This window comes from Paenibacillus sp. Marseille-P2973, from assembly GCF_018101095.1.
GTDB lineage: Bacteria > Bacillota > Bacilli > Paenibacillales > Paenibacillaceae > Fontibacillus > Fontibacillus vini.
In genome coordinates, this window is record NZ_JAGQEH010000005.1 from 222192 (window position 1) to 244054 (window position 21863).

At 51.8% G+C, this 21863-nt stretch carries 16 protein-coding genes; 6 read left to right on the forward strand and 10 right to left on the reverse strand.

The features are described from left to right. Positions 1–9: 9 nt before the first annotated feature. A complete protein-coding gene (locus tag KB559_RS12980) occupies positions 10–1125 on the forward strand; it encodes a GerAB/ArcD/ProY family transporter (protein ID WP_211022357.1) in 1116 nt (371 codons plus the stop codon). Positions 1126–1210: 85 nt separating this feature from the next. Here KB559_RS12980 and pyk read toward each other — a convergent pair whose 3' ends face one another. From pyk to KB559_RS13000, 4 genes are all read right to left on the reverse strand, one after another. Next, complete coding sequence (pyk, locus tag KB559_RS12985; RefSeq protein WP_211022358.1) at positions 1211–2632, reverse strand: pyruvate kinase; 1422 nt, start codon at positions 2630–2632, stop codon at positions 1211–1213. Positions 2633–2702: 70 nt separating this feature from the next. Next, positions 2703–3827 (reverse strand): alanine dehydrogenase, encoded by a 1125-nt coding sequence (ald, locus tag KB559_RS12990; RefSeq protein WP_211022538.1) that lies wholly within the window; start codon positions 3825–3827, stop codon positions 2703–2705. Between the two features lie 182 nt (positions 3828–4009). After that, on the reverse strand, positions 4010–4699 hold the full coding sequence (gene msrA, locus KB559_RS12995; RefSeq protein WP_211022359.1) for a peptide-methionine (S)-S-oxide reductase MsrA: 690 nt from the start codon (positions 4697–4699) through the stop codon (positions 4010–4012). Positions 4700–4812: 113 nt separating this feature from the next. Continuing rightward, the gene (locus KB559_RS13000) at positions 4813–5904 is read right to left on the reverse strand and encodes a threonine aldolase family protein (protein WP_211022360.1); all 1092 of its coding nucleotides are present in this window, start codon (positions 5902–5904) and stop codon (positions 4813–4815) included. 139 nt (positions 5905–6043) lie between these two features. Here KB559_RS13000 and KB559_RS13005 point away from each other — a divergent pair, with 139 nt between their 5' ends. From KB559_RS13005 to KB559_RS13015, 3 genes are all read left to right on the forward strand, one after another. Beyond that, a complete protein-coding gene (locus KB559_RS13005) occupies positions 6044–6808 on the forward strand; it encodes a YitT family protein (RefSeq protein ID WP_247681812.1) in 765 nt (254 codons plus the stop codon). 736 nt (positions 6809–7544) lie between these two features. Continuing rightward, complete coding sequence (locus tag KB559_RS13010) at positions 7545–8567, forward strand: SPFH domain-containing protein (RefSeq protein ID WP_211022361.1); 1023 nt, start codon at positions 7545–7547, stop codon at positions 8565–8567. Between the two features lie 9 nt (positions 8568–8576). Further along, the gene (locus tag KB559_RS13015) at positions 8577–9701 is read left to right on the forward strand and encodes a TFIIB-type zinc ribbon-containing protein (protein ID WP_247681788.1); all 1125 of its coding nucleotides are present in this window, start codon (positions 8577–8579) and stop codon (positions 9699–9701) included. Between the two features lie 89 nt (positions 9702–9790). Here the strand turns inward: KB559_RS13015 and KB559_RS13020 are convergent, their stop codons facing one another. Together KB559_RS13020 and KB559_RS13025 are read right to left on the reverse strand one after the other, a co-directional pair. Continuing rightward, positions 9791–13573, reverse strand: a complete 3783-nt coding sequence (locus KB559_RS13020; RefSeq protein WP_211022363.1) for an S-layer homology domain-containing protein — start codon at positions 13571–13573, stop codon at positions 9791–9793. A 52-nt stretch (positions 13574–13625) separates the two neighbouring features. Beyond that, positions 13626–14495, reverse strand: a complete 870-nt coding sequence (locus KB559_RS13025) for a hypothetical protein (protein WP_211022364.1) — start codon at positions 14493–14495, stop codon at positions 13626–13628. Between the two features lie 490 nt (positions 14496–14985). Here KB559_RS13025 and KB559_RS13030 point away from each other — a divergent pair, with 490 nt between their 5' ends. Next, positions 14986–16794 carry a helix-turn-helix domain-containing protein gene (locus KB559_RS13030; protein ID WP_211022365.1) on the forward strand — a complete coding sequence of 603 codons (1809 nt, stop codon included), beginning with the start codon at positions 14986–14988 and terminating at the stop codon, positions 16792–16794. Positions 16795–16880: 86 nt separating this feature from the next. Here KB559_RS13030 and KB559_RS13035 read toward each other — a convergent pair whose 3' ends face one another. Further along, positions 16881–18323, reverse strand: coding sequence for a methyl-accepting chemotaxis protein (locus KB559_RS13035; protein ID WP_211022366.1), 1443 nt, complete (start codon positions 18321–18323; stop codon positions 16881–16883). A gap of 246 nt (positions 18324–18569) precedes the next feature. Between KB559_RS13035 and KB559_RS13040 the strand changes: the two genes are divergently transcribed. Then, on the forward strand, positions 18570–19322 hold the full coding sequence (locus KB559_RS13040) for an SDR family NAD(P)-dependent oxidoreductase (RefSeq protein WP_211022367.1): 753 nt from the start codon (positions 18570–18572) through the stop codon (positions 19320–19322). A gap of 140 nt (positions 19323–19462) precedes the next feature. On the opposite strand, the gene KB559_RS13045 is transcribed toward KB559_RS13040, so the two are convergent. The 3 genes from KB559_RS13045 to KB559_RS13055 form a co-directional block, all read right to left on the reverse strand. After that, positions 19463–19876 carry an SRPBCC family protein gene (locus KB559_RS13045; RefSeq protein ID WP_211022368.1) on the reverse strand — a complete coding sequence of 138 codons (414 nt, stop codon included), beginning with the start codon at positions 19874–19876 and terminating at the stop codon, positions 19463–19465. Between the two features lie 21 nt (positions 19877–19897). Next, a complete protein-coding gene (locus KB559_RS13050; RefSeq protein WP_211022369.1) occupies positions 19898–20593 on the reverse strand; it encodes a TetR/AcrR family transcriptional regulator in 696 nt (231 codons plus the stop codon). 402 nt (positions 20594–20995) lie between these two features. Beyond that, complete coding sequence (locus KB559_RS13055) at positions 20996–21847, reverse strand: carbohydrate ABC transporter permease (protein WP_211022540.1); 852 nt, start codon at positions 21845–21847, stop codon at positions 20996–20998. Between the last annotated feature and the right edge of the window lie 16 nt (positions 21848–21863).

Here is a 21863-nt window from a genome sequence, read left to right on the forward strand (position 1 = left end):
GGCAGGAACATGCCGGAAGTAAAAATTTCATTACGTCAGCTCAGCATTTTAACTGCCCTCTACACGATCGGCAGCGCTATTCTGATCATTCCCTCCAGCGTGGCCAACATTGCCAAGCAGGATGCCTGGATCGCCGCGTTGGCCGGGTTGGGGTTCGGCCTTCTCATCCTGGCGCTGCATCATCAACTCTCGCGAATGTATCCAGGAACGAACTTATTGCAAATGTCCGAGAAGCTGCTTGGAAAATGGGTCGGCAAAACGGTTAATCTTTTGTTTCTGGTTACCTTATTTTTGGGCGGACCCGTCACGGTAATGTACGATATCGGCAGCTTCATGATCATCCAGATCCTCCCCGAAACTCCCATTCAGGCGATTCTGCTTCTCTTCGGAGCCATTATTGTATTGGGCATCCGATTAGGGATTGAAGTGCTGGCCAGGTCCGCTGAGCTGCTGTTTCCATGGTTCCTTCTGCTTTTTCTATCCATGACGGTTCTGTTGTTGTCAATCGTTAAATGGGAGAGGGCGATGCCTATTCTCGAGCACGGAACAGGTCCGATCTTCCCGGCTGTACTTTCTTTTTTAAGCATTGCCTATTTGCCGCATATTGTCCTGCTGATGTTCTATCCATCATCTGTCGCCCGCCCGCAAGATGCCCCAAAAGCGGTTTATATCGGGAGCCTGTTGGGGGGAGGGGTGCTTATTATCGTTATTGCATTGACAATTCTAGTGCTGGGTCCGGATCTAGCGGCAAAAAGCGCATATCCTAGTTATATGCTCGCCCAAAAAATCAATATCGGTAATTTCCTTCAGCGCATAGAGGCGATCATGGCTGTAATGTGGTTCATTACCTTATTCTTTCGCATCACTGTATATATGTACGCTATTGTTACCGGCATAAGCCAGTTATTTAATATTAAAAACTATCAGCCGCTGGTCCTGCCAATCGGATGGATTATGGTCTCTTTGGCGGTCTTCATTTATCCTAATATTCCTTTTAAACATGATTGGGACAAGAGGATTTGGACCCCGTATATTATCATCATTAGCATTGGATTGCCGCTGCTTCTCCTCGGCGTGCATGGCGTCCGGAATATGTTTTCAAAAAGTCCAGGAAAGACATCATGATAACGCGGGTGCAAATTAAATTGAAAGACCTCCAGATCCCGGAATGACCGGAAATTTGGAGGTCTTTCTAACCTTGAAAAAGCACTCAAGGCTTTACCTGTTGAATTTGAATCAGGTTGGTCGTTCCCGCTTGACCAAGCGGCAATCCGGCGGAAAGTACCACCATATCACCGGGAGTTACATATCCTGTCTTCAAAGCGCTTCGAATCGCCGAATCGAACATCTCATCCACAGCGGACACCTGCTCCCCCTGAAATGGAAATACCCCTGACAGCAGACACACCTTTGAGAGTACGTGCACGTCATGCGTAATTGCCAAGATCGGAGCCTTCGGGCGGTACTTCGAGATCATTCTCGCCGTAAAGCCGCTCCCCGTGGAGGTGATAATGGCCTTAGCGTCGAGTTCAAGCGAAGCGCTGACTGCGCTTTGGCTGATCACTTCGGTGATGTTGGTGGCATGCTGTTTTCTTTTGCGGTCGAATTGATCGTAGTAATCGATCATCGCCTCAGCCTGATGGGCCACTCTGGCCATCGTCCGGACGGATTGAACCGGATATTTCCCCGCAGCGGACTCTCCGGACAGCATGACCACGTCGGCTCCCTGCATAACGGCGTTGTAAACATCGCTGACTTCGGCACGCGTCGGACGCGGGTTGACCTGCATCGACTCCAGCATATGCGTAGCCACGATGACGGGTTTGCCGGCAAGGTTACACTTGTCGATCATTTCCTTCTGCATCATCGGTACGTTTTCGACCGGAACCTCGACCCCAAGATCACCACGGGCTACCATAATGCCGTCCGAAGCTTCCAGAATGTCGTCCAAATGCTCGATGCCTTCCTCATTCTCAATCTTCGAAATAATCTGTACATGGCCTGCGCCGCGCTCATCCAGAATCCGGCGGACCTCACGGATATCGTCGCCTTTTCTGACAAACGAGACCGCAATCATTTCGATATTCTGTTCCAAGCCGAAGCCGATATGGCGGATATCCCGTTCGGTTACGCCAGGCAGGGTCGTTTTGATCCCCGGCAGGTTCACGCCTTTGCGAGGCTTGAGCGTCCCTCCGCTGATAATGCGGCAGGTGATCTCCGAGCCTTCTACGGAGAGCACCCGCAGCTCTACGAGGCCGTCGTCGATCAGAATCCGGTCGTTCTCATGTACCACCTTCGGCATCTCCGGGTAGTTGACGGAAATCCGGCGGGCGTCTCCCTCGATCTCTTCCGTCGTCAGGATGAGTTCCTCTCCCGCAATCAATTGGCAGGATGCTTCCTTCAGTTTCCCGATCCGCACTTCAGGTCCCTTGATATCCATCATGATCGGAATAAACGTGTCCAATTCCCGCGCAGCCTGACGGACACCTTCGATCCGCCGCGCATGCTCTTCCGGCTCCCCGTGGGCCATGTTCAGCCGCCCGACAGTCATCCCCGCCTGAATCATCTCCTTCAGGATTTCCGGCCGGTCGCATGCCGGCCCCAGCGTACAAATGATTTTCGTCCGTAGCATGAAATGAATCCCTCCTTGGTCGTTTGCTCCTTATTCTACTTCAAGTTTAGAACCAGCCCTGTACCTATTATCACCCTTCGGATGGCAGCAAGGTGAAAATATCGGCAGCCTTTATCCCCTGCGCTTCGGCCACGGCCGGATAAGTTACCTGACCGGCCATTACATTGATGCCTTTGGCCAAGGCTTTGTTGCCGAGCGCCGCCTGGCGTATGCCCTTCCCGGCAATTTGAAGGCCGTAGGGAGTCGTGACGTTAGTCAGCGCGATGGTGGAGGTACGGGCGACCGCCCCGGGCATATTGGCGACCGCATAATGAATGACGCCGTGCTTTTCGTATACCGGCTGGTCATGGGTTGTGATCCGGTCGATGGTGGCAATGGACCCGCCTTGGTCGATCGCCACGTCGACGATGACGGAGCCGGGCGACATCGTCTTTACCATATCCTCCGTCACGAGACGCGGCGCCCGCGCACCGGGAATCAGCACGGCTCCAATCAATAAATCGGCCCTTTGCACAGCTTGGGCGATATTAAACGGATTGGAGATCAGCGTTTTGACCCGGCCCATGAACATTTCATCGATTTGGCGCAGCCTTTCCGCGCTTAAATCGATAATCGTCACTTCCGCGCCCAGGCCGACGGCCATCCGGGCTGCGTTAGTCCCGACGATGCCGCCGCCGATGACGGTTACCTTGCCCGGCTCGACGCCAGGAACCCCGCCAAGCAGCAGGCCTTTGCCGCCGTGCGCTTTTTCCAGAAAATGCGCCCCGATCTGAATCGACATCCGGCCCGCCACCTCGCTCATCGGCATCAGTAGCGGCAGCCGCCCGTCATCCAGTTGAATCGTCTCATAGGCAATCGCCGTCACTCCGCGCTCTGCAAGAGCCTTCGTAAGCTCCGGCTCCGGTGCGAGATGCAGGTACGTGAACAGGATAAGTCCTTCCCGAAAATAGCCGAATTCCTCAGGAATCGGCTCCTTCACCTTGACGACCATTTCAGCGGCCCAAGCTTCCGCCGCCGTTGGGACGATCCGGGCTCCTGCCGCCTCATAATCTTGATCGCCGAATCCGATGCCTTCTCCGGCACCGCTCTCTACCAGCACTTGGTGGCCCGCTTGCACATAAGACACCACCGAGCCCGGCGTCATGCCGACGCGGTGCTCGTTATTTTTCGTTTCCTTGGGTACCCCGATTATCACTTGCTCCACCGTCCCTTTACTCGTCAGGCTACTTCAACCCTTAACTTCTTACCTTCATGCCTTATGGCTTATCCCCTTATTACCCGAAAACCGCCAGTTCTTGCCTTTTATTCAGTATATTCCGGGTTTACGGCTCCGGTTTGCCAAAAATAGGTTTCCCGGGAAAGAATAGCGTTATCCTGCTACCACCTGATTTTTGTGATAAGTTCAAGGATTCGATCACGCTCCGGTAAACTTATCGGCCATTCCAAGATTTCGTTCCTGATGCGCTCCAGACTTGTATAACCTTTCGCTAACCCGTTCAGTCTGGCCGCAATCGTCGAACCGTCGATTTCTTCCTGCGAGGGATATAACTGGCTCAATTTAGCTAGCGCGTCCGGAAATCTTTTCAGATAATATTTCTGATGTCTCTCTTCGGCAGGATAAAAGACAGTATATGGTGCAATCTCGGTCTCCGGTCTGCGATCGCCGCTATCTATGCGCTGCTCGATGCAGTGTTGAATGGCGCGCTCCTGCTCGGCGTCATGGAACAGTAACAAGGACAAATATTGACGCCCTTTATAATCGTTGATATTAGCGGGATTATGATTGTCCCAAAATACTTTCAGCAGTTGCTCATACGAAATTTGTCCGGGATCAAAATCGATCTGAACCGTTTCCGTATGGTCTCCCATCCGCCGGTATTCCGGGTTATCGGTCGTTCCCCCGGCGTATCCGGTACGAGTTCGCATTACTCCCGGCAATTGGCCGAACAAAGCTTCCGGCGACCAAAAGCATCCCATTCCGAGCGTTGCTGTCTGATGTTGCGGGTGACTCTTAGTTTCCGATTCCGTGCGGCTGTTGTTGAATTGTTCCGGCCCCTCGTTCAGCATAGCTGGAAAACCTCCCGTTAATGTAGTCGGAAATTGCGTTTAACCGGCTATATTAGAAACGAGACAGTTCCCCTGTAAAAAGAAACCGTCCCGCTCTATATTTGTGTACGACCTCACATCTCCCGAAGTCTAGCATCCAGCATCCGGAACATCGCCTCGCGCTTTTCCTCCGGAACTTGGGAATACATATCCCCTACACTTAGCTCGAAATAACTTGTATCCCCGTCAAATTCTCTCACATTTCCGGTGATTCCGATCCCCGACGCTTCACATAACTCGATCAGCACCGGTTCGACTTTGGCCTTTGGAGCATCAAAATGTACATGGAACATATTTGATACAGGTACCGCCGGGCGGGTGTTCACGCGAGTGCAGGCATTGAAGCATTCCGCCAGCCGGACGGCATCCCGGTAGTATTGCTCCATTTTGCCGATCCGTTCCTTAAAATAGTGCGCGCTGCTCAAAATATACGGATATAAGCTGATGAGATCGCCGCCGTGCCGTCTTTTCCAAACCTTCGACTTTTCGGTGAAGTCCGCGTCTCCCGCGAGAATCGCCCCGGCAATCCCGCCGATCGTTTTGTAAAAAGAGACGTAGACACTGTCGAACAGCGCGCAAACCTCGGCGGCACTCTTTTGGTAGTACGGTAAAATCTCAAAAAGTCTCGCGCCGTCCAAGTGCAGCTTGATGCCTTTCTCCCGGCAATAAGCGGAGATCGCCTCCAGCTCCGAGTATTCCGGCAACTGGCCGCCGATTTCGCGCTGCGGCAGTTCCAGCAGAAGGCAAGCGATATCTTCCCGTAAATTTCGGACATCCTCCAAAGTGATTAGACGGTCCTTGTCCGCAAGCAAAATAGGCTTGATGCCATGCAGCTCCTTTAATCCGTCCTCTTCGTGGATCTCCAAATGGCTTAGAGGATGATAAGCCACTTGCTTGAGATTTCCCTCGTCGCACCAGATTCTTAAAGCGATTTGCTGCGCCATCGTGCCGCTTGGGAAAAACACCGCGCTTTCCTTGCCGAGATACGCAGCCATCTCGCTCTGAAACTCCTCGATGACTTGGCCTTTGCCATATATATCGCTCTCTAAGCTTCCCTCAACTTGCTCCAAGACCGATTTCAAGACTTCTACATTCCGGAGGCCCTGGCCCGACAGGCGGTAAGCGGTCCGGTTAAATGCTTCCGATAGGGTTTTCTGCTCATTCATCGCTGTTCTGCTCCTTTATTCTTTTTCCGAAAAGTGTTATCCGGTCCATTCGTGTCCTGTATAATACTCCTATTTTAACACTTCCACAGGCTAACGTAATAATCTTATACCTCGCTGGAAGAGACCTCCATTGAGTCAAATGGCATTCCTGTTTAATGACAAGCATACATTTGGAGAAGAAGGGGCGGGGGCTGACGGAACGGAGCCCGGCTTCAGCCCTTCATATTCTTTAAAGGAAGCGATGCTTGTGAATCTATTATCTAGCAGAACGAAGGGCTATCTTTTGCGCCGATCCTGTTTAAAAGCCTCCTTGATTCTCGCTGGTTCTCTTATCCAGGGATTCGGCATGGGCGTCTTTCTGTTTCCGCATGCCATTCCTCCCGGCGGGGCCGGAGGGCTTGCTTTGCTGCTAAATCATTGGTTTTCCTTGCCGATGAGCATCGGCTTCTGGCTGATGAACTTTCTGTTTCTTTTGACCGCGATTCCGTATCTTGGAACGATCAGCACTATAGGCACGATCGGGGTGATCACCACCACTTCGGTATCCTTTAACATCTTCGGCGTTTACTTCACAAGCCCGTTTGGCAACGTCTGGTTCGATCTGCTGGTCGGCTCGGTTCTGCTTGGGCTCGGCATCGCCGTTCTTCTATCCCAGCGTTTCTCCAACGGAGGCATCGGATTTGCGGCGCTCGCAATATCCAGGCAAAGGCATGCCGATCCGGGTAAAACGCTGCTGTGGATGAACGGATGCATTTTTATCCTTACGGCCTGCGTTATCGATTGGATGATTATTATTCAAGCCCTCCTATGCCAATGGATTTCCACCAGCATCGTGAGCTGGTTATATAGCGCCTCTTTCCCCACCAAACCCCTTTATGTCTGGCGTGGTAGAAAAGGAGGCTGAATCTGGAACGGAAGGTTCCAATCCAATCTTTAGGGAAACAGCTCCCTCCCGCTTTCGTTGGAAAAAATACAGCCATTTCTTTCACCACTCTGCCTTAAAGCCATTTCATTGGATAAAATCCAACCACTACGAGCGTATATGCCGCTTTATCCCTGAAAATCCGAGTAATGATTGGATTTAATCCAATCATGGCATCAGACCTTGCAGTTTGTGCGCCGTTTGATTGGATTTCTTCCAATGAGCGACAGCAAATAAGAAGGCGGTGAACAACAAACAAGCCGCCCAAGGATATTACACCCTGGAGCAGCTTGTTTTGTTAGGACGCTCACACATCCTTATTACTAAGTATGCTCAATGAAAAGGCCGCCAAGAAGCGGCCTTTATCATGCGCTCACAAATTGGAAGATCCCGATTAGTACCATAAGGAAAACAATAACGAGCATTAGGATTATGGCTATTTTAAGAGGTCTGAAGCTCTTAGATCTTCTCTCCAACTGTGCCTCAACATGTTCCAATCGATCTTTAAGTTCTTGAATTTCATTTTTCCGGTCCATGATTACCTCCTTTATGCAGCTTTTAAACTATATATCTATTCAATAAACAGAGGCTGCATGCTCCTTCTATATAGAATGGATACGCGAAATGAGAACTGACCCGGTCCCCCCGGGTATCCCCTACCGCAGACTTTAAGTATAATGGAGGTAGATTTTTCTATTTGCAATCTGGAGGTAGAACGATGGGACTGTTTTCTTTTTTGAAAGGCCAATTTATTGAAGTCATCGAATGGCTGGACGAATCGGCGAATTCCGGCTCGATGGTGTACCGTTTTCCTGTATACGATAATGCGATCAAAATGGGCGCCAAGCTGATTGTCCGCGAATCTCAGGCCGCTGTGTTCGTCAACGAGGGACAGATCGCCGATGTCTACGGCCCCGGCACTTATACGTTATCCACGCAAAACATGCCTTTGCTGACCGCCCTTAAGTCTTGGCCGTATGCGTTTAACTCGCCGTTCAAGGCGGATGTTTATTTCGTCAGTACAGCCAATTTTACGAATTTAAAATGGGGAACGACCAATCCGGTTATTCTCCGGGATACCGAGTTTGGCGCCATCCGGCTGCGGGGCTTCGGAAGCTATGCGATCCGCGTAAAAGACCCGGCCATGTTCCTGAGGGAATTGTTCGGTACCCGCAGTGACTTTACGACCGAGCAAATTTCCGGGTATTTAAAATCGATCCTTGTTACCGGAATCAGCGATCTGATCGGCGAATCCCGCATTCCCGTGATGGATCTGGCTTCTTCGTATGAAGAGCTGAGCGCCCGGGCCATGGAACGACTGCAGCCGCATTTCGAAAGCATGGGTCTGTTCCTGTCGCTGCTGCTGATCGAGAACCTGTCGTTACCGCCGGAAGTCGAGCAAATGATCGACCGGAAGTCGTCGATGAACATCGCCGGCAACCTGGACCAATATATGAAATATCAGACCGCCGAAGCCATTCGCGAGGCGGCAAACAACCCGGATTCGGGTGCAGCCGGAACCGGAGCCGGTCTCGGCGCCGGCATGGCGATGGCCCAGATGATGGGCCAGATGATGAACCGGCCGGCCGAACCGGGACCGGCAGCAAGCGGCGGCGGCCCCGCAGCGGCAGGAAATGGGAATGCCGCGCAAACCGGAGTGCCGAAACGGTTCTGCACGGAGTGCGGTTCGCCGCTGGTGGAAAACGCAAAGTTCTGCTCCGGTTGCGGCACGAAAGTGTAGGGGATGACGATGGAAGCTTCAGCACCAAAAGAAGCCACCGCGAAGGCTCCAGTTACGTTTCCCTGTTCCGGCTGCGGCGGCCCGATGCTGTTCGACTCCGAGGCGCAAAATCTGAAATGCCAATACTGCGGGCGTGAAGAGGCCATTGAGGATTCCGGCAGCCAGCCCGTAGAGTACGATCTGGATTTGTCCGGAACGGATGAAGAAAATGCAGCGCGGACGGATTGGGGATTCCGGAAGCAGACGCTGCACTGCGAAAGCTGCGGCGGCGATATCGTGTTGCCTGAACTGGAAACCGCCGCGATCTGCCCCTTCTGCGGATCCTCGAAAGTTCTAAGTCAACAGGACACGGCCAGTATCAAACCGGAAACCGTGATTCCGTTCCAAATTTCCATGGAACAGGCCATGGCTTCGTTCAAGACATGGAAGTCGAAGCGATGGTTTGTGCCGAATGCCTTCAAGAACGGGAACATTGTCGCTCGGCTGTCCGGTCTGTATATTCCCTACTGGACCTTCGATGCCGATACGGACTCGGTGTATACGGCGGAACGCGGCGACTATCATTATCGCACCGTCACTCGTACCCGGACCGTCAACGGTAAAACCGAAACGTATACGACCCAGGAACGGTACACGGTATGGCACCGGGTCGGCGGGGAGTATGACCGCTGGTTTGACGATGTGTTGGTCCCGGCTTCCCGGCGTTATGACGGGAAGCTGCTGGAGAAGCTGAACAATTTCGACCTGTCGAAATTAAAAGAGTACCGACCGGAATATCTGAGCGGCTACCTGGCCGAGAAATATTCCGTGCCCCGCAGCGAGGGCTGGCAGCAAGCCAAGGTGCGCATCGACAATGCCATCGAAGTCGGCATCAAAAGGCAGATTGGCGGCGATGAAATCCGTGCGTTGCGTACCCGTACGCAATACAGCGGGCTTACCTACAAGCATCTGCTGCTGCCGATCTGGAATGCGGGCTATACTTATCGCGGGAAGTCTTACCGTTACATGGTCAACGCTCAGACCGGACTTGTTTCAGGCACTGTTCCGCGCAGCCCGTGGAAAATCACCATTTTCGTGCTGTTCTGCCTCGTTGCGGTCCTGATTGTGTTGTACTTCATAGGGCAAAGCCAATAAAATTAAAGGCCTATGCATGCGACATCATACTCAACAGAGAAAAAGACAGTCTCCCGAAATCGGAAGACTGTCTTTTGTTATGCTACTAATTATTTTGAAAGCAGATTGTACAGGATCTGCGCCACTTGGGCACGGGTCGATGCCTCTTGCGGGCCAAGCTTCCCGTTGCTGCCCGTTATAACTCCGGCTCCCGCAAGTTGCCGGAATGCCTCTTGCGCGTAGCCGGCAATCTGTCTAGCGTCGCTATAGCTTGCAAGCGAGGCTGCGGATTGCTCCGAAGGGAGCTCGCTGAGTACGCCAAGCGCACGGTACAGCAGCGTGATCAACTCCTGACGCGTAATTTCAGATTCCGGAGAGAACTTGTTATCGCCCGCTCCGTTAGCGATACCGAGCTTTTTCGCCGCCGCCAAATAACCGCTGTAGTAAGATTCCCCGGCATCGGAGAAATTGTCCGCGCCAACTGCTTCAGGAGAAATATTGTATGCCTTCAGCAGAAGCACGACAAATTGTCCCCGGGTCACTTTGGCATTCGGGCTGAAGTTGTTGTCATCAACCCCCGACGCAATGTTTCTGGCCGCCAGATAATCGATAGCCGGGTAATACCACGACTCCGCTGCGACATCGGCGAAAGCGACTTTATGGTATCCGATAATAAGTTGGGATAACTCGTTGACCGCAACATCAACCGTCCCCGTTGCAGGATTAAATCCGCCTCGCAATACCTCCAACTCACCCGACTCGCTGACCCGGTACACGATGATCGCATTATTCGTTTCGCCGGCTTGCGGCTGGTACGGAATGCTGATCTTAATCTTGCCACCGGTGCCTGCGCTCGTGATGCTCTTGTCGCCGGCAAAGATGGAGAAATCATACACAGGACGATCGCCAAGCGCCTGTTTACCTTCTTCCGTGAGCTCGGCTTTCGCAATCAGGATACTAATATCGCCGCTCTCCTCGGATGCGCTGAGCTTATCGATGGTGCCGGCATCCAACGTAATCGTCGCAATCCCCTCATAATTGATCACGACAGCAGCGCTTGTTCCGGCTGCCAATTCGTTAAAGGCCTTTCTTGGGATCGTAAACTGAGCCGTTTGCGTGCCGGCTGCTGCCGTGGCCTTGAATTCGATCACGGCTGTTTTGCCGGCTGCCTCCGCCTGTTTCGCGCTATCCGTTAGACTCGTCACGGCTGCTGCCGAAGCTAATGCCGTACTTGACCCTGTTGCTTCGTCCGTAACAGGCTTCACCGTTATTGAGACAACAACGGAATTGCCATTCGTTGTTACCGCCGGCTTTCCGCTGTCAGTTGGTGCAGTCGTACCAGTGTTCCCGCCGGAGCCGCTGCCAGACGATGAATTCGAACCTCCGCCGCCCGAGCCGTTTCCGCCATTGTTGCCACCGCCGTTATTGCTGCCGCCTCCCGGCGCCGGTGCGTAGGCTGGAACGATTACGGCCGTATCCGGGCTGGCATGATACCCCGTCTTGGCTGCATATCTGACTTGGTATGTCCCCGGTACCAGTCCGGTAATCGATGTGCCTGTCACCGCCGTATACTCTGCCGCACCCGACAGCTTATACTCCTGGCCCGGCTCGGTTCCGTTGATCCGACCGTCGTTATTGGCCGAAGTTGTCGGAGCCACGCCTGTCAGTCCGGCTGGGGCCGCTTGTTCTGCGGCATAGGCCGGAACTTCCACATCGGTCGGACGGCTTGCCTTGTAGCCTTCTTTTTCCGCATACCTTACATTGTAAATTCCCGGAACGAGCCCCGTAACCTCAATGTCCGTAGCGTATACGTAATCCGTAGCGCTGACCGGTTTATATTGCATCGCGGTCGTCGTTCCGACGATTTTGCCGTCATCATTGGCCGGCGTCGTTGGCGCCACGCCGATTAATCCCGTCGGCGCAGCCTGCTCGCCGAAGCCCGGGACTTCAACCCAAGTATCCGGGCTCGCTTTGAATCCCTCGCGGGCCGCGTATCTTACGGCATAGAGTCCCGGCTCCAAACCGGTAATAGCACCCTCTACAGCCGGTTTATAAGTGGAGTCGTCTTCCCGTTTATATTCCTGGGCAGATGTAGTACCCGTGATTTGACCATCCAGATTGTCGGCCGTCGTTGGCGCAATCCCCTTTAATCCGCTAGGTCCGTCTTGTTCTTGATCTTGCTTAGCCGCCGGAACCACAACTTCTACCGACTGGCCCGGCGCGTAGGAAATCGCGGTCGCCCCTTCTTTGCTGGTCGGTCCCTGATAGCCCGGTTTGGACGCATACCGCACCTGATAAGTGCCCGGAACCAATCCGGTTATCGACTCACCGGATACCGGCTTGAACTCGGATTCCCCGGCCAGTTTATATTCCAAGGCAGAAGTGGTACCCGTGATTTGTCCGTCATTGTTAGCGGACGTCGTCGGCGCTATTGCATTCAATCCCGTCGGCGTGGCTTCCAGTCTGGAATGCAACGATTCAAGCGCTTTGATGTAGTTGTTATATCTGGCGCCTACCGCGTATCCATCGCCTTCCTTCACGTAATCCGGTTGAATGTTGGTCCAGGAATACATCAGCTCGATATGTCCCAGAATTGGAGCGCCTTGGCCATCCGCATCCTTGTTATCCTTGTTGTAAGCAAACAGATAAGGAACCTGGAGACGGTCCCCGGAAATCACGGTTCCCTGTCCATCTACATAGCTGATCGTCGTCGGTTTGGCAGCCGTATTATTCTGAGTCTTGATATTGGTCAGATAGCTGTTGACCAGATCGACGTACAATTTGGCATATGGATGATTTGTCGTCCGGACTTGAAGCGTTTCATTGCCGTGAGGATTATCCCCTCTCGGTCCGCCCGTATTATTACCGGACTCCCGGACTTCCAGTCCCCCATCCAGCTTGGTATCCCAGAAATAGATTTTATCGATGCCCTGCTGCTTGGCATATTCGTTAATGTATTTGATTACCGCCTGCGTATTCGGGCACCACGATCCCCCGAACAGAAACAAGTAGTTCCCTTCGCTCTGCAAAATCTGTTGCAGTTGGTGATAGGTTACATGCTCATAGACGAGATCCCCGTCGGCTTCCGTAAAAATAGTCTGCCCGGCGTTCTCCCCGGCATAGTTGAGGTTGAAGGCTTCCTTAATATAATCGGATTCGTTGATCGTGCTGTATCCTTGCGCAGCCTTGAATACGGTGCGAACCGACTCTTTATACGCTCCGACCTTATTAGAATCCAATTGGCCATCCGTCAAAAAGTCATCCCAAACCCGGCGTTCGTCCAAATAGGTCACGATCGGTGCCGGATTCCCCTGCTCGTCTTTATGATCCTTGTTGTATACAAACAGGAACGGGGCTTCGATTTTGTTGGCGGCTACCGTATTGCCGTCCTTCGTGTAGCTGACGTTGTAAGCCGGGTCATTCTTGTCGTACAAATTCAGGTTTTTCAAATACTTATTGACCAGATCTACATATTTGTAAGCGAACGGGTTACTGGAATCCGCAATCTGCAGGGAATCCCCATCCAGCTTGGTATCGAAATTATAAACGGTATGAATACCTTGTTCTTTCGCCACCTCGTTAATGAATCCGATGGTTGCCTGAGTTTGCTCGCTCCACGCCCCGCCGAACAGGACAGCGTAGTTGCCTTCGCTCTCGAACAGATGGGCGATGTCTTCATATGTAGCCGTTTTGAACACATGGTTCTCGTCATTCAAATGCTCATACACCTTATTAAAATAATTAAAGTGACTAACCGCCGATTTAGCGATGCCGCTACTGTTTGCAACCTCAGCGGCGCTGGCGCTGGCTCCGCCGAATACCGGCACAGCCAGGAATGCCGCCAGCAGCAACGTCAACCATCGCCGGGACTGGTTTAATCTGATTTTGTTCATATTAACACCTCAATGTTCTTGTGTGATTTGAACCTCATTTGGTATTGCTTAATTAGCAATCTTCATCGGAGCTCGGCGGTGCTGGAGCCGGTTCCGGAGCAGGAGCCGGAGCTGCCGGTTCTGGTGCCGGAGCGGAAGTTGACGGCGAAGATGATGAGGAACCGGACGACGAGCTGGATGATGAAGATGATGACGACGAGTCGGATGAAGATGAACTCGAGCTTGACGCAGGCGCTGCGGCCGATTTGGTTTCGGTCACTGCAGGTGTTGTCACTTTAGGTTGATTATTCTGCTTCTTGATAAAAGAGACAGACGAACCGGAACCGGTGTTTTGCTCTTTAACAGCTGGAGCCGACGCTTGCGTTGACGGCGCCTTTTGTGATTCCGCTGCCGTCGTACCCGCTTTGTCCTTGCTCTCCTCGGAGGCCGTACTAGCCGTAGGTGCAGGCTTACTGTCCTGCTTAGCCGCGGATGCTGTCGTCTTGGACGGTGTCGATTCAGTTGCTTTGTTTACAGCGGCTGCATTGTTCGCCGAAGACTCCGATGCTGCCACCGTAGAAGACCCAGACCCTGCTGCCTTACTTCCTTCAACCTTCACAGGAACCGCTGTCGTCGCTGCTTCGGCAGACCCAGCCGTTTCACCAGCCGATTCGCTTTCCGCCACAGTCGATTCGTCAGCCGCAGACGCGTCCGGTGTGGCTGCTTCAGCCTGCTGCACGGATCCGCTATCCTCCGCATTGACAGGCTCTTCCGTAATCGGAGGCTCCGCCGCCGTATTATCTAAAGACGAGGTTGCCGGAGCAACCGGAGCGCCCTCCGCCGCGTTTACTTCCCTGGCGTGTTTATTCGCGGAAACCGCCGCAAATGTCAGTACGCCGAATACCAAAGCTGCTGAAACTAGGGATATCGCAATCTTTTTCATGAGTACACAATCCTTTCTGAGTTTAAAATTGTTGTTGCATCACCGCACTAATCTTCGCTGCTCACCCTCTTTGTCTGCTTCATCCGGATAATAAAAAAAGACCCAACAAGCCGCATAGATGCGTGCTCATTGGATCTCTGGCCGTCCAGTAGATCACTCTTTTTCATCATCCTGAATGATGTGGTTGATAGGTGCTTTTGTTTCTTGTAACCCTATATTAGGGTCCGATCATCGCAATGTCAATCATTATTTTAATTTTTCCTATTGGTTTTATCGGAATTATTTAACTTTTCCATCTCCTTGCGGTGTTCCGGCGTAATCAGTGGCGTATTCAGCGGAGTCTCAACGGCGTTTTCTGCCGTCCATTCATCCTTACTCAACCAGCAGTTGAGTTCCAGCCGAGTTACTCGTCCTAAGATACATAGCGTTTCTGCCGTCCGTGTTTATAATGAAGATAACGACGTCGTAATCTGATTTAGGAGAAGAAACGATGAACAACGGGGATAAAGTAGGTAAACGCATCGCCATGCTTCGCAAGGAAAAGAAGTTCTCACAAGAGGAGCTCGCCGAGCGGCTCCATGTAAGCGCACAAGCGGTCTCCAAGTGGGAAACGGGGAAATCGCTTCCCGAGACGGCTACGCTGCCCTTGCTCTCCACCATCTTGGGACATTCCATTGACAGCATCCTCATGCCGCAAGAATTAATCATTCTCTCCGCATGCTATACGGATGGACAGGAGAGCCATGAAGTTACTCACTTCTTGAATCAGTTTGTTGTCGGCAATCAATTGACGTTTCCCGTAAGCGAACAGACCCTTCCTTTTAAAATTCAAAGTGACCGGCTCAAGGTACTGCTCGTGAAATATGAAACTCCCTCCGGGGTTTATTCCGATTACGCTTTAAAAGGGGACACCTTGACCATCGGGATCGACTCACAAAATTTCATGACCAAGGACGGCGAACTGGACTTTATCTTTGCAGCCTACGGCAATGAATCGGCTTATCTGAACGTGATGAAGAAAATGACGCATCTCCAGTATTTCCGGTGGGATGAGTTTCAGGCCAATCATGAGTTATTCCCAAGCCTCATCGACAATGAAGGGCAAGACTATTTGCTGCTGATTTACCGAAATGCCGAAGGTCTTCACGCCGTCAGCTGCCAGGAGGGTGAACGCATCCGCTACAGCCCGGATCGAATGTCATTATTTTGGTACGACGACTCCAGCGAGAGTTACATTATCGAACAGGTTGACCGGCTGGGCTTCGGCAAAGGAATGGACTGCTCTTGGGGCGGCGCGATGTACCTGTCCCTGAAAAGTATGGGCGTTCAGACTTCCTATGAAAAAATTATGGGCGTCTCCGGGGCATGCTGGAGAATCGCTTTTACCCCGGCCTGGGACTACAGCTCCGCTGATGCCTTAGTAGCTTACGATTATGCCGTTCCCGCCTTTGCGGCCTATGGCTTTCAACCGATCTGGGCGGATCGGATCAGCCAGAAAGAACGAAAAGCGGAAAAGCAGCAAGTGTTGGCCAGCATTCGCAAACATCAGCTTCCTATTGCCATCAACCTGCGCGTCGCACCCGAGTGGGGCGTCATTACGGGATATCTTAATAACGGAAACACCTTGCTCTGCCGATCCTATTTCGATGACGAAACCTTCCGGGATCTTCATGATGATCCCGAATTCCAAGCCTCCATGGAAGAGAGCAAAGGTTATCTTTATGTCGATCAGTGGCCGTTCGCCATGGTACGGTTTGGAGATCAAGGCCCGGTTCCTTCCGACTTCGACAACCTGCTTCGTTCACTGCATACCAAGGTAGACTCGATGAGCCAAACCGAAAATCGGGGTTACCGGATGGGATACTCCGCTCTGGAGACGTGGAGAGAAGGACTGCTGGATGAGGCATGGTACCATACGGCGGAGGATTCGGATATTTCCCGGAGGCTTAGCGTCAATCATTTTTGCATGATGGCCCTAACCGACGCCCGGAAATGCGCAGCTGCTTATTTGCGTGATTCCCTATTCATCCCGCAAGGTGAATATGTCTCTCAACAGCTCTCAGAAATGGCCAGAATTTACGAAACCGTGCATTCTCGGCTTTCGGCTTTTTATGAAGCCATGCCAAGTGATGAAACTTTAAAAACCTCTTTCTCGGTCCGGCAGGCTTGGTCGAATGAGCAAAGAGCCGAACAGGCACAACTGCTGGAGTGGATGGCAAACCTGGAGAGACAGGGAGACGAGCTGGCGAGGCTGGTTTTGGAAAATGCGAATAACAGGCTAGCCAGCGACAAGCGTTAGTTCAGGGACTAGTTCAAAAAGGGGGTTATCTCCGCACCTTATCCTCATCCGGTGCGGAGATAACCCCATACTTTTGCGAACAACATTTATTTTATGATATCTTCCAGCTTGTTCATTAATTCCCGTAATTGATTAATCGACGTGACAATCTCTACTACATGCTGCTGCTGGACATGCGAACTTGCCAGTACCTGCTCAACCGATGCCGCGGATTGTTCCGTGAAAGCGGCCACCGTGGTAACCTCCTGGACGACGGTTTCAGAAATTTGGCGCAGACGTTCATTCATTTCGCGAACCTGTACCGCCTGTTCCAAGACCCCGGTTGAATTCGACTCGATTCCGGCAAACAGCTGTTCTGCATTCATCGCCGATTCTTTGCCCGCATCCACAACCGTACGGCCATGCTCCACTAAATCCGTCGCCTGCCCGATGCGGCTTTGAATGGATCCGAGAATGACCGAGATGTCCGTAGATGCCTCCTGAGCATGCTGGGCCAACTTCCGGATTTCCGTGGCCACCACCGAGAATCCTTGTCCATGTTCTCCAGCTCTCGCCGCTTCGATAGAAGCATTCAAAGAAAGCAGGTTTGTCTGGTTCGCAATGTCCTTAATAAGGTCCACGATGCTTTCGATTTTCCGGTTTTCCTCATTCACTTCTCCCATAACCAGGGAAGTATTTTGAACGATTTGGTCGATTTCATGGATTTTCTCCGTCAATTCGTCCATTTTGACTTTGCCTTGAACCGTAAACTCGGAAGTCGCCTTCGATTGTTCACTCATTTTAACGGAAGCCTGGCTTGTGGCACTTACATTCTCATCCACACGATGGATAGCCTCCGATATATCGGAAATGCTGGCGGACCCAGTCTCGATACCGACCGCGATTTCATTGAAGGCGGTTACGACCTGATTGGATATTTCCCCTGTATGGGTGGCATTCGCCTGCAAGCTTAGAATCGAATGACCCAGCACTTCCACCGTATTTTTAACCTCTCCCAAGACTTCCTCCGTCCGATTTTGCGCAACCGCGGATTCCGCCGCGCTGGCTTCCGCTTTCCTTCTCATTTTAGCGCCGATCAGGCTCTGTGCAATCAAGGCCGTTAGGGTGACGATCAGATAACCATTTAAGTTAATGTCACTTTCCGTTGACAGAAATTCTTTGGTCTGCAAAAAGTAGTTCGTCATCACTATCGCAAGCAGGCCGCTAAGCAGCAAGGGACGATAATTATGATAAATTGAAATAAGAGCCAGCGTAAAGAAAATAAGAAGCAGGCTGCTGTATCCCGCGCTCGCATTGATAAAAAAGAAGGTAATGATGCTAAGCCCGATCGATACGAGGTACATAATATAACGAACCCCTATTTTTCTCCAAATCAGAATCACGCACAGCAGGGCGACCGGCAGTCCGGAAATAGCCAACGTCTGTCTTATGTGTGGAACCGACAGTACAAGCCCCAGAAAAAGAGTTCCCCATAGCAACCAAACCATTAATTTGTTCCTTCGGTGCAATTCGATTAATTTCTCTGACATCACAATCACTCTCTCTCTGAGCTGTTTTATTCTACGGGGTTGCTATATTACATAAATACTTGAACACTGCACTGTAATTCGACATACTCGAACAAAATCCCTCCACCCTTTTCATGAACTCTACTATCGTTTTTTGAGCGCTGCTTTCCTATTAAACTCAAGCTTATTGAAAGCGATATCAAACAAATGATAGTATAAGGATTGGGAGATTCTCTCTACCTTATTTTGAAAGGAAGTACTCAGTCTATGGTCAATACAAAAGGGAAATGGGCATTAATTACGGGCGCAAGCCGGGGCGTAGGCTATGAGACCGCCATTTTTATGGCGCAGCAGGGTTGCAATCTCATCCTGCACAGTAGAACGTTGGAGCATACGAAGGCTTTGGAAGAAGAGGTTAAAAACCTCGGCGTGGAAGTATATAGCGTGCAGGCGGAACTCGCCAATCACGAGGAAGTGGTAGCGATGCTGGATGAAATTGAGGCAAAAGGGACGCAGGTCGACATCGTCTTCAACAATGCCGCCGTTCAGATCGCCTACCGGACCGATTACTGGAATACTCCGGTGGAGGACTTTGAACAGAGCTTCCGCATCAATTTCATCTCTGTCGTTACGATTTGTAACCGGCTTATTCCGAAAATGATTCAGCGCGGCTTCGGACGCGTTATCAATACAACCAGCGGCATCCGCAATGAACCGGAGCAAGCGGGGTATGCGGCCAGCAAAGCCGCGCTGGACAAATTCACGAAGGATTTGGCCTCCCGTCTGGAAGGCACCGATGTCATGCTGAACCTGACCGATCCGGGCTGGTGCCGGACCGATCTGGGCGGACCATCGGCCCCTAATGACGTGAAGAGCGTCATCCCGGGGATTGCGATCGGCGCCTTTGTCGACGACAAGAAGAGCGGGCGCTTCTTCCCTGCGCAAAGCTTCACCGGCTTATCTCTTGAAGAAGCCGTCGTGAAAGCGGAGCAGATCGAAGCCCAGCCTCATGTTATTTAAGAGCGTACTGTAACTGTAAATAGCATAAAAAGGCCCGTATCCGGATCAAAACATGTCCGGGATACGGGCCTTTATTTTTGGAGTCCGAAGTTGATTCATGTGTCTCCTGGGGAGTGTATGAGCGCATTTCCCTTCCCTGCTTAGTCGGTGCCAACTTGCTCCATGATCGCCGCCGTTACGGCCTCCCAATGCTGCTTCATTTCCTCCCGGGCCCAAGCGTCCGTCAGCTTCTCCTGATGAAAGCTGATTGTCGTCTTGTCGGCATGCGACGGGTTGGGAATGAGTCGAATTTGGAGCGTGGACGGCTGACTCCACCCTTTTCGTTGCCAGGTCAAGCGAAGCTGCTCCAGCGGCTTTACGACGCGCAGCTCCCCAAAGTTTCCTTCTTCGGTCGTATATTGGTGCCCCGGTTCGAGCTCCAGCGACGACAAATCGCCCAACCACAGCTTCAATCCTTCCGTGGAGAGCAGAAATGCCCAGGCCGCCTCCCGGGAAACGGGAAAAGTCCGGCGCACGCCGATCTGAAATCCGGCCGCTTTTGTTTGTCCTATCATCGAATCCACTCCTCTCAAAAATTAAGGCGTAAGTCCTCTTACGAACAATTCGATGCTCGAATCCAGAAACTCCGTCAATGCCACGCCGGCAATGCCTTCCGAACCGTACAGATGAGCCATGAACGCACCGTAATTCATCCACATGAACGTAATCGCCTGCGCTTCCGGCGAAGTAGGAGTCAGCTTCCCCTTCTCCATCATCCCGGTAAAATAATTAGTCAGCAGTTCCCGAAGCAGCCGCGGGTGCTTTTGTGCCTTTTCCCGCGCGGCGGATAATTCCGCTTCCTGGAGAACGACGCGAATCCACGTCCGATTCCGATTCATGATTTCATGGTACGTTTCGGCGACCAGCCGCAAATCGCTCCGCAAATCCCACACCAGCTGCTCGGCAAAAATCATCTCCATGGCACCGGTATAATAAAACCGGTCAATCGCCTCGTCCAGTAAATTGGGCTTGCTGCCAAAGTTACGAAACAGCGTCATCTCGCTGACTCCCGCCTCAGCCGCAATCTCCTTGGTGGAAACGCCATTGTAGCCCTTTTCCGCCATCAAAGAGAGCGCCGCCTGCATCAGCTTTTCCTTGCTGGTCAACTTTTGCTTGCCCGCAGGCTTTTGTTTACCTGTCGACTTCTGTTCGCTCGTCAACTTCTGTTTGCCTACCGGCTTCTGTTCGCTCGTCAAGTTCTGTCTATCTCTTAATGTCTCATTAAATTCCATGCTCGCTCCTCCAAAATGTTAGTCAACACTAACATATGGATATTATATACGCTGCCTTTCTATAAGTCAAAAAAAGGAAGTAAAAAAGACGCCGTACAGGCGTCTTTTCTCTTGAAATTACCTTTCTGGTTCTGCATATAAAGCACACATCCGCCGTTCCGTCCACCATCCAACAGTTCGTTATCTTTCTTCGCCCCTACTCACTCGCGCAAAGGGCAGCTTGTTGGATTTTTTCCAATGATATAGAAGTTACTTTTGCTTTGGTGATGTTTGGTTGGAAAATATCCAATGAAAAACGAGTGTCCGTGCCGATTTAGAGTTATAGAGAGCTTTTCATTGGAAATTATCCAATGAAAATGCTGTTTGGGCGCTGAATCAGCCATCTGGTTGGATTTTTTCCAATCATCCCTTGATCGATCCGGCGACCATCCCCTTCATGATCTGCTCCTGCAGTATGAGGTAAACGAGAATCGTCGGAAGGACGGCGATCGCCATCGCGCCCATCGTCAAGCTGTAATCGGTACCGAAGCCGTCCGAGAACAGGGACAGGCTGAGCGGCAGAGTCTTGAGCGCCTGCGTGTTGATGAACACAAGGGCGAACGAGAAGTCGTTCCAGAACCGGAGGAACGCCAGAATCGAAATTGTAGCGATGATCGGCGTGCACAGCGGCAGCACGATTTTTCCGAAGATGCCCCACCAGCCGTTGCCGTCAATCATGGCCGCCTCCTCAATCTCCCGGGGGATCGAAGCCATGTAAGCCATGGCCAAAAAAATCGCGATCGGCAGCTCGAACGCCGTGTAAGGCAAAATTAGCGCCCCGTACGTATCCAGCAGATGGATTTTATTCATGATGATAAACAGCGGCACAAGCGTGCTATGGATCGGAATGAGCATGCCCGCCAAAAAAATTCCAACCACCGCTTTTTTGAAACGGAACGGGAACCGGGCCAGCACATAAGCCGCCAGAACGCTGAGCAAGATCGTAAGTACAACCGCGGCCAGCGTGACAATGGTGGAATTCACCATGGCCCGTCCCATGTGCCCAAGCTCCCAAGCTCTAACTATATTCTCCTTCATCCAGACGAGCGGCAGGCCGTAAGGCCGGTTGAAGAAATCCTGATTCGTCTTGAACGCGCTGATAAACAGCCAGTATAACGGGTACAGCGTAATCACGGAATACACGAGCAGCAATAGCTTGCCAAGGCCCGATAAGCCCTTGACCGCCAACTGTCTGCCGGATAGATCCCGTCTCATCCCGCCGTTCCCGCCA

Excerpts from the sequence above, each read along its gene's own strand:
- KB559_RS12980 (WP_211022357.1), top strand. The coding sequence starts at position 10 with ATGCCGGAAGTAAAAATTTCATTACGTCAGCTCAGCATTTTAACTGCC.
- pyk (WP_211022358.1), bottom strand. The coding sequence starts at position 2,632 with ATGCTACGGACGAAAATCATTTGTACGCTGGGGCCGGCATGCGACCGG.
- msrA (WP_211022359.1), bottom strand. The coding sequence starts at position 4,699 with ATGCTGAACGAGGGGCCGGAACAATTCAACAACAGCCGCACGGAATCG.
- KB559_RS13000 (WP_211022360.1), bottom strand. The coding sequence starts at position 5,904 with ATGAATGAGCAGAAAACCCTATCGGAAGCATTTAACCGGACCGCTTAC.
- KB559_RS13005 (WP_247681812.1), top strand. The coding sequence starts at position 6,044 with ATGGCATTCCTGTTTAATGACAAGCATACATTTGGAGAAGAAGGGGCG.
- KB559_RS13010 (WP_211022361.1), top strand. The coding sequence starts at position 7,545 with ATGGGACTGTTTTCTTTTTTGAAAGGCCAATTTATTGAAGTCATCGAA.
- KB559_RS13015 (WP_247681788.1), top strand. The coding sequence starts at position 8,577 with ATGGAAGCTTCAGCACCAAAAGAAGCCACCGCGAAGGCTCCAGTTACG.
- KB559_RS13020 (WP_211022363.1), bottom strand. The coding sequence starts at position 13,573 with ATGAACAAAATCAGATTAAACCAGTCCCGGCGATGGTTGACGTTGCTG.
- KB559_RS13025 (WP_211022364.1), bottom strand. The coding sequence starts at position 14,495 with ATGAAAAAGATTGCGATATCCCTAGTTTCAGCAGCTTTGGTATTCGGC.
- KB559_RS13030 (WP_211022365.1), top strand. The coding sequence starts at position 14,986 with ATGAACAACGGGGATAAAGTAGGTAAACGCATCGCCATGCTTCGCAAG.
- KB559_RS13035 (WP_211022366.1), bottom strand. The coding sequence starts at position 18,323 with ATGTCAGAGAAATTAATCGAATTGCACCGAAGGAACAAATTAATGGTT.
- KB559_RS13040 (WP_211022367.1), top strand. The coding sequence starts at position 18,570 with ATGGTCAATACAAAAGGGAAATGGGCATTAATTACGGGCGCAAGCCGG.
- KB559_RS13045 (WP_211022368.1), bottom strand. The coding sequence starts at position 19,876 with ATGATAGGACAAACAAAAGCGGCCGGATTTCAGATCGGCGTGCGCCGG.
- KB559_RS13050 (WP_211022369.1), bottom strand. The coding sequence starts at position 20,593 with ATGGAATTTAATGAGACATTAAGAGATAGACAGAACTTGACGAGCGAA.
- KB559_RS13055 (WP_211022540.1), bottom strand. The coding sequence starts at position 21,847 with ATGAGACGGGATCTATCCGGCAGACAGTTGGCGGTCAAGGGCTTATCG.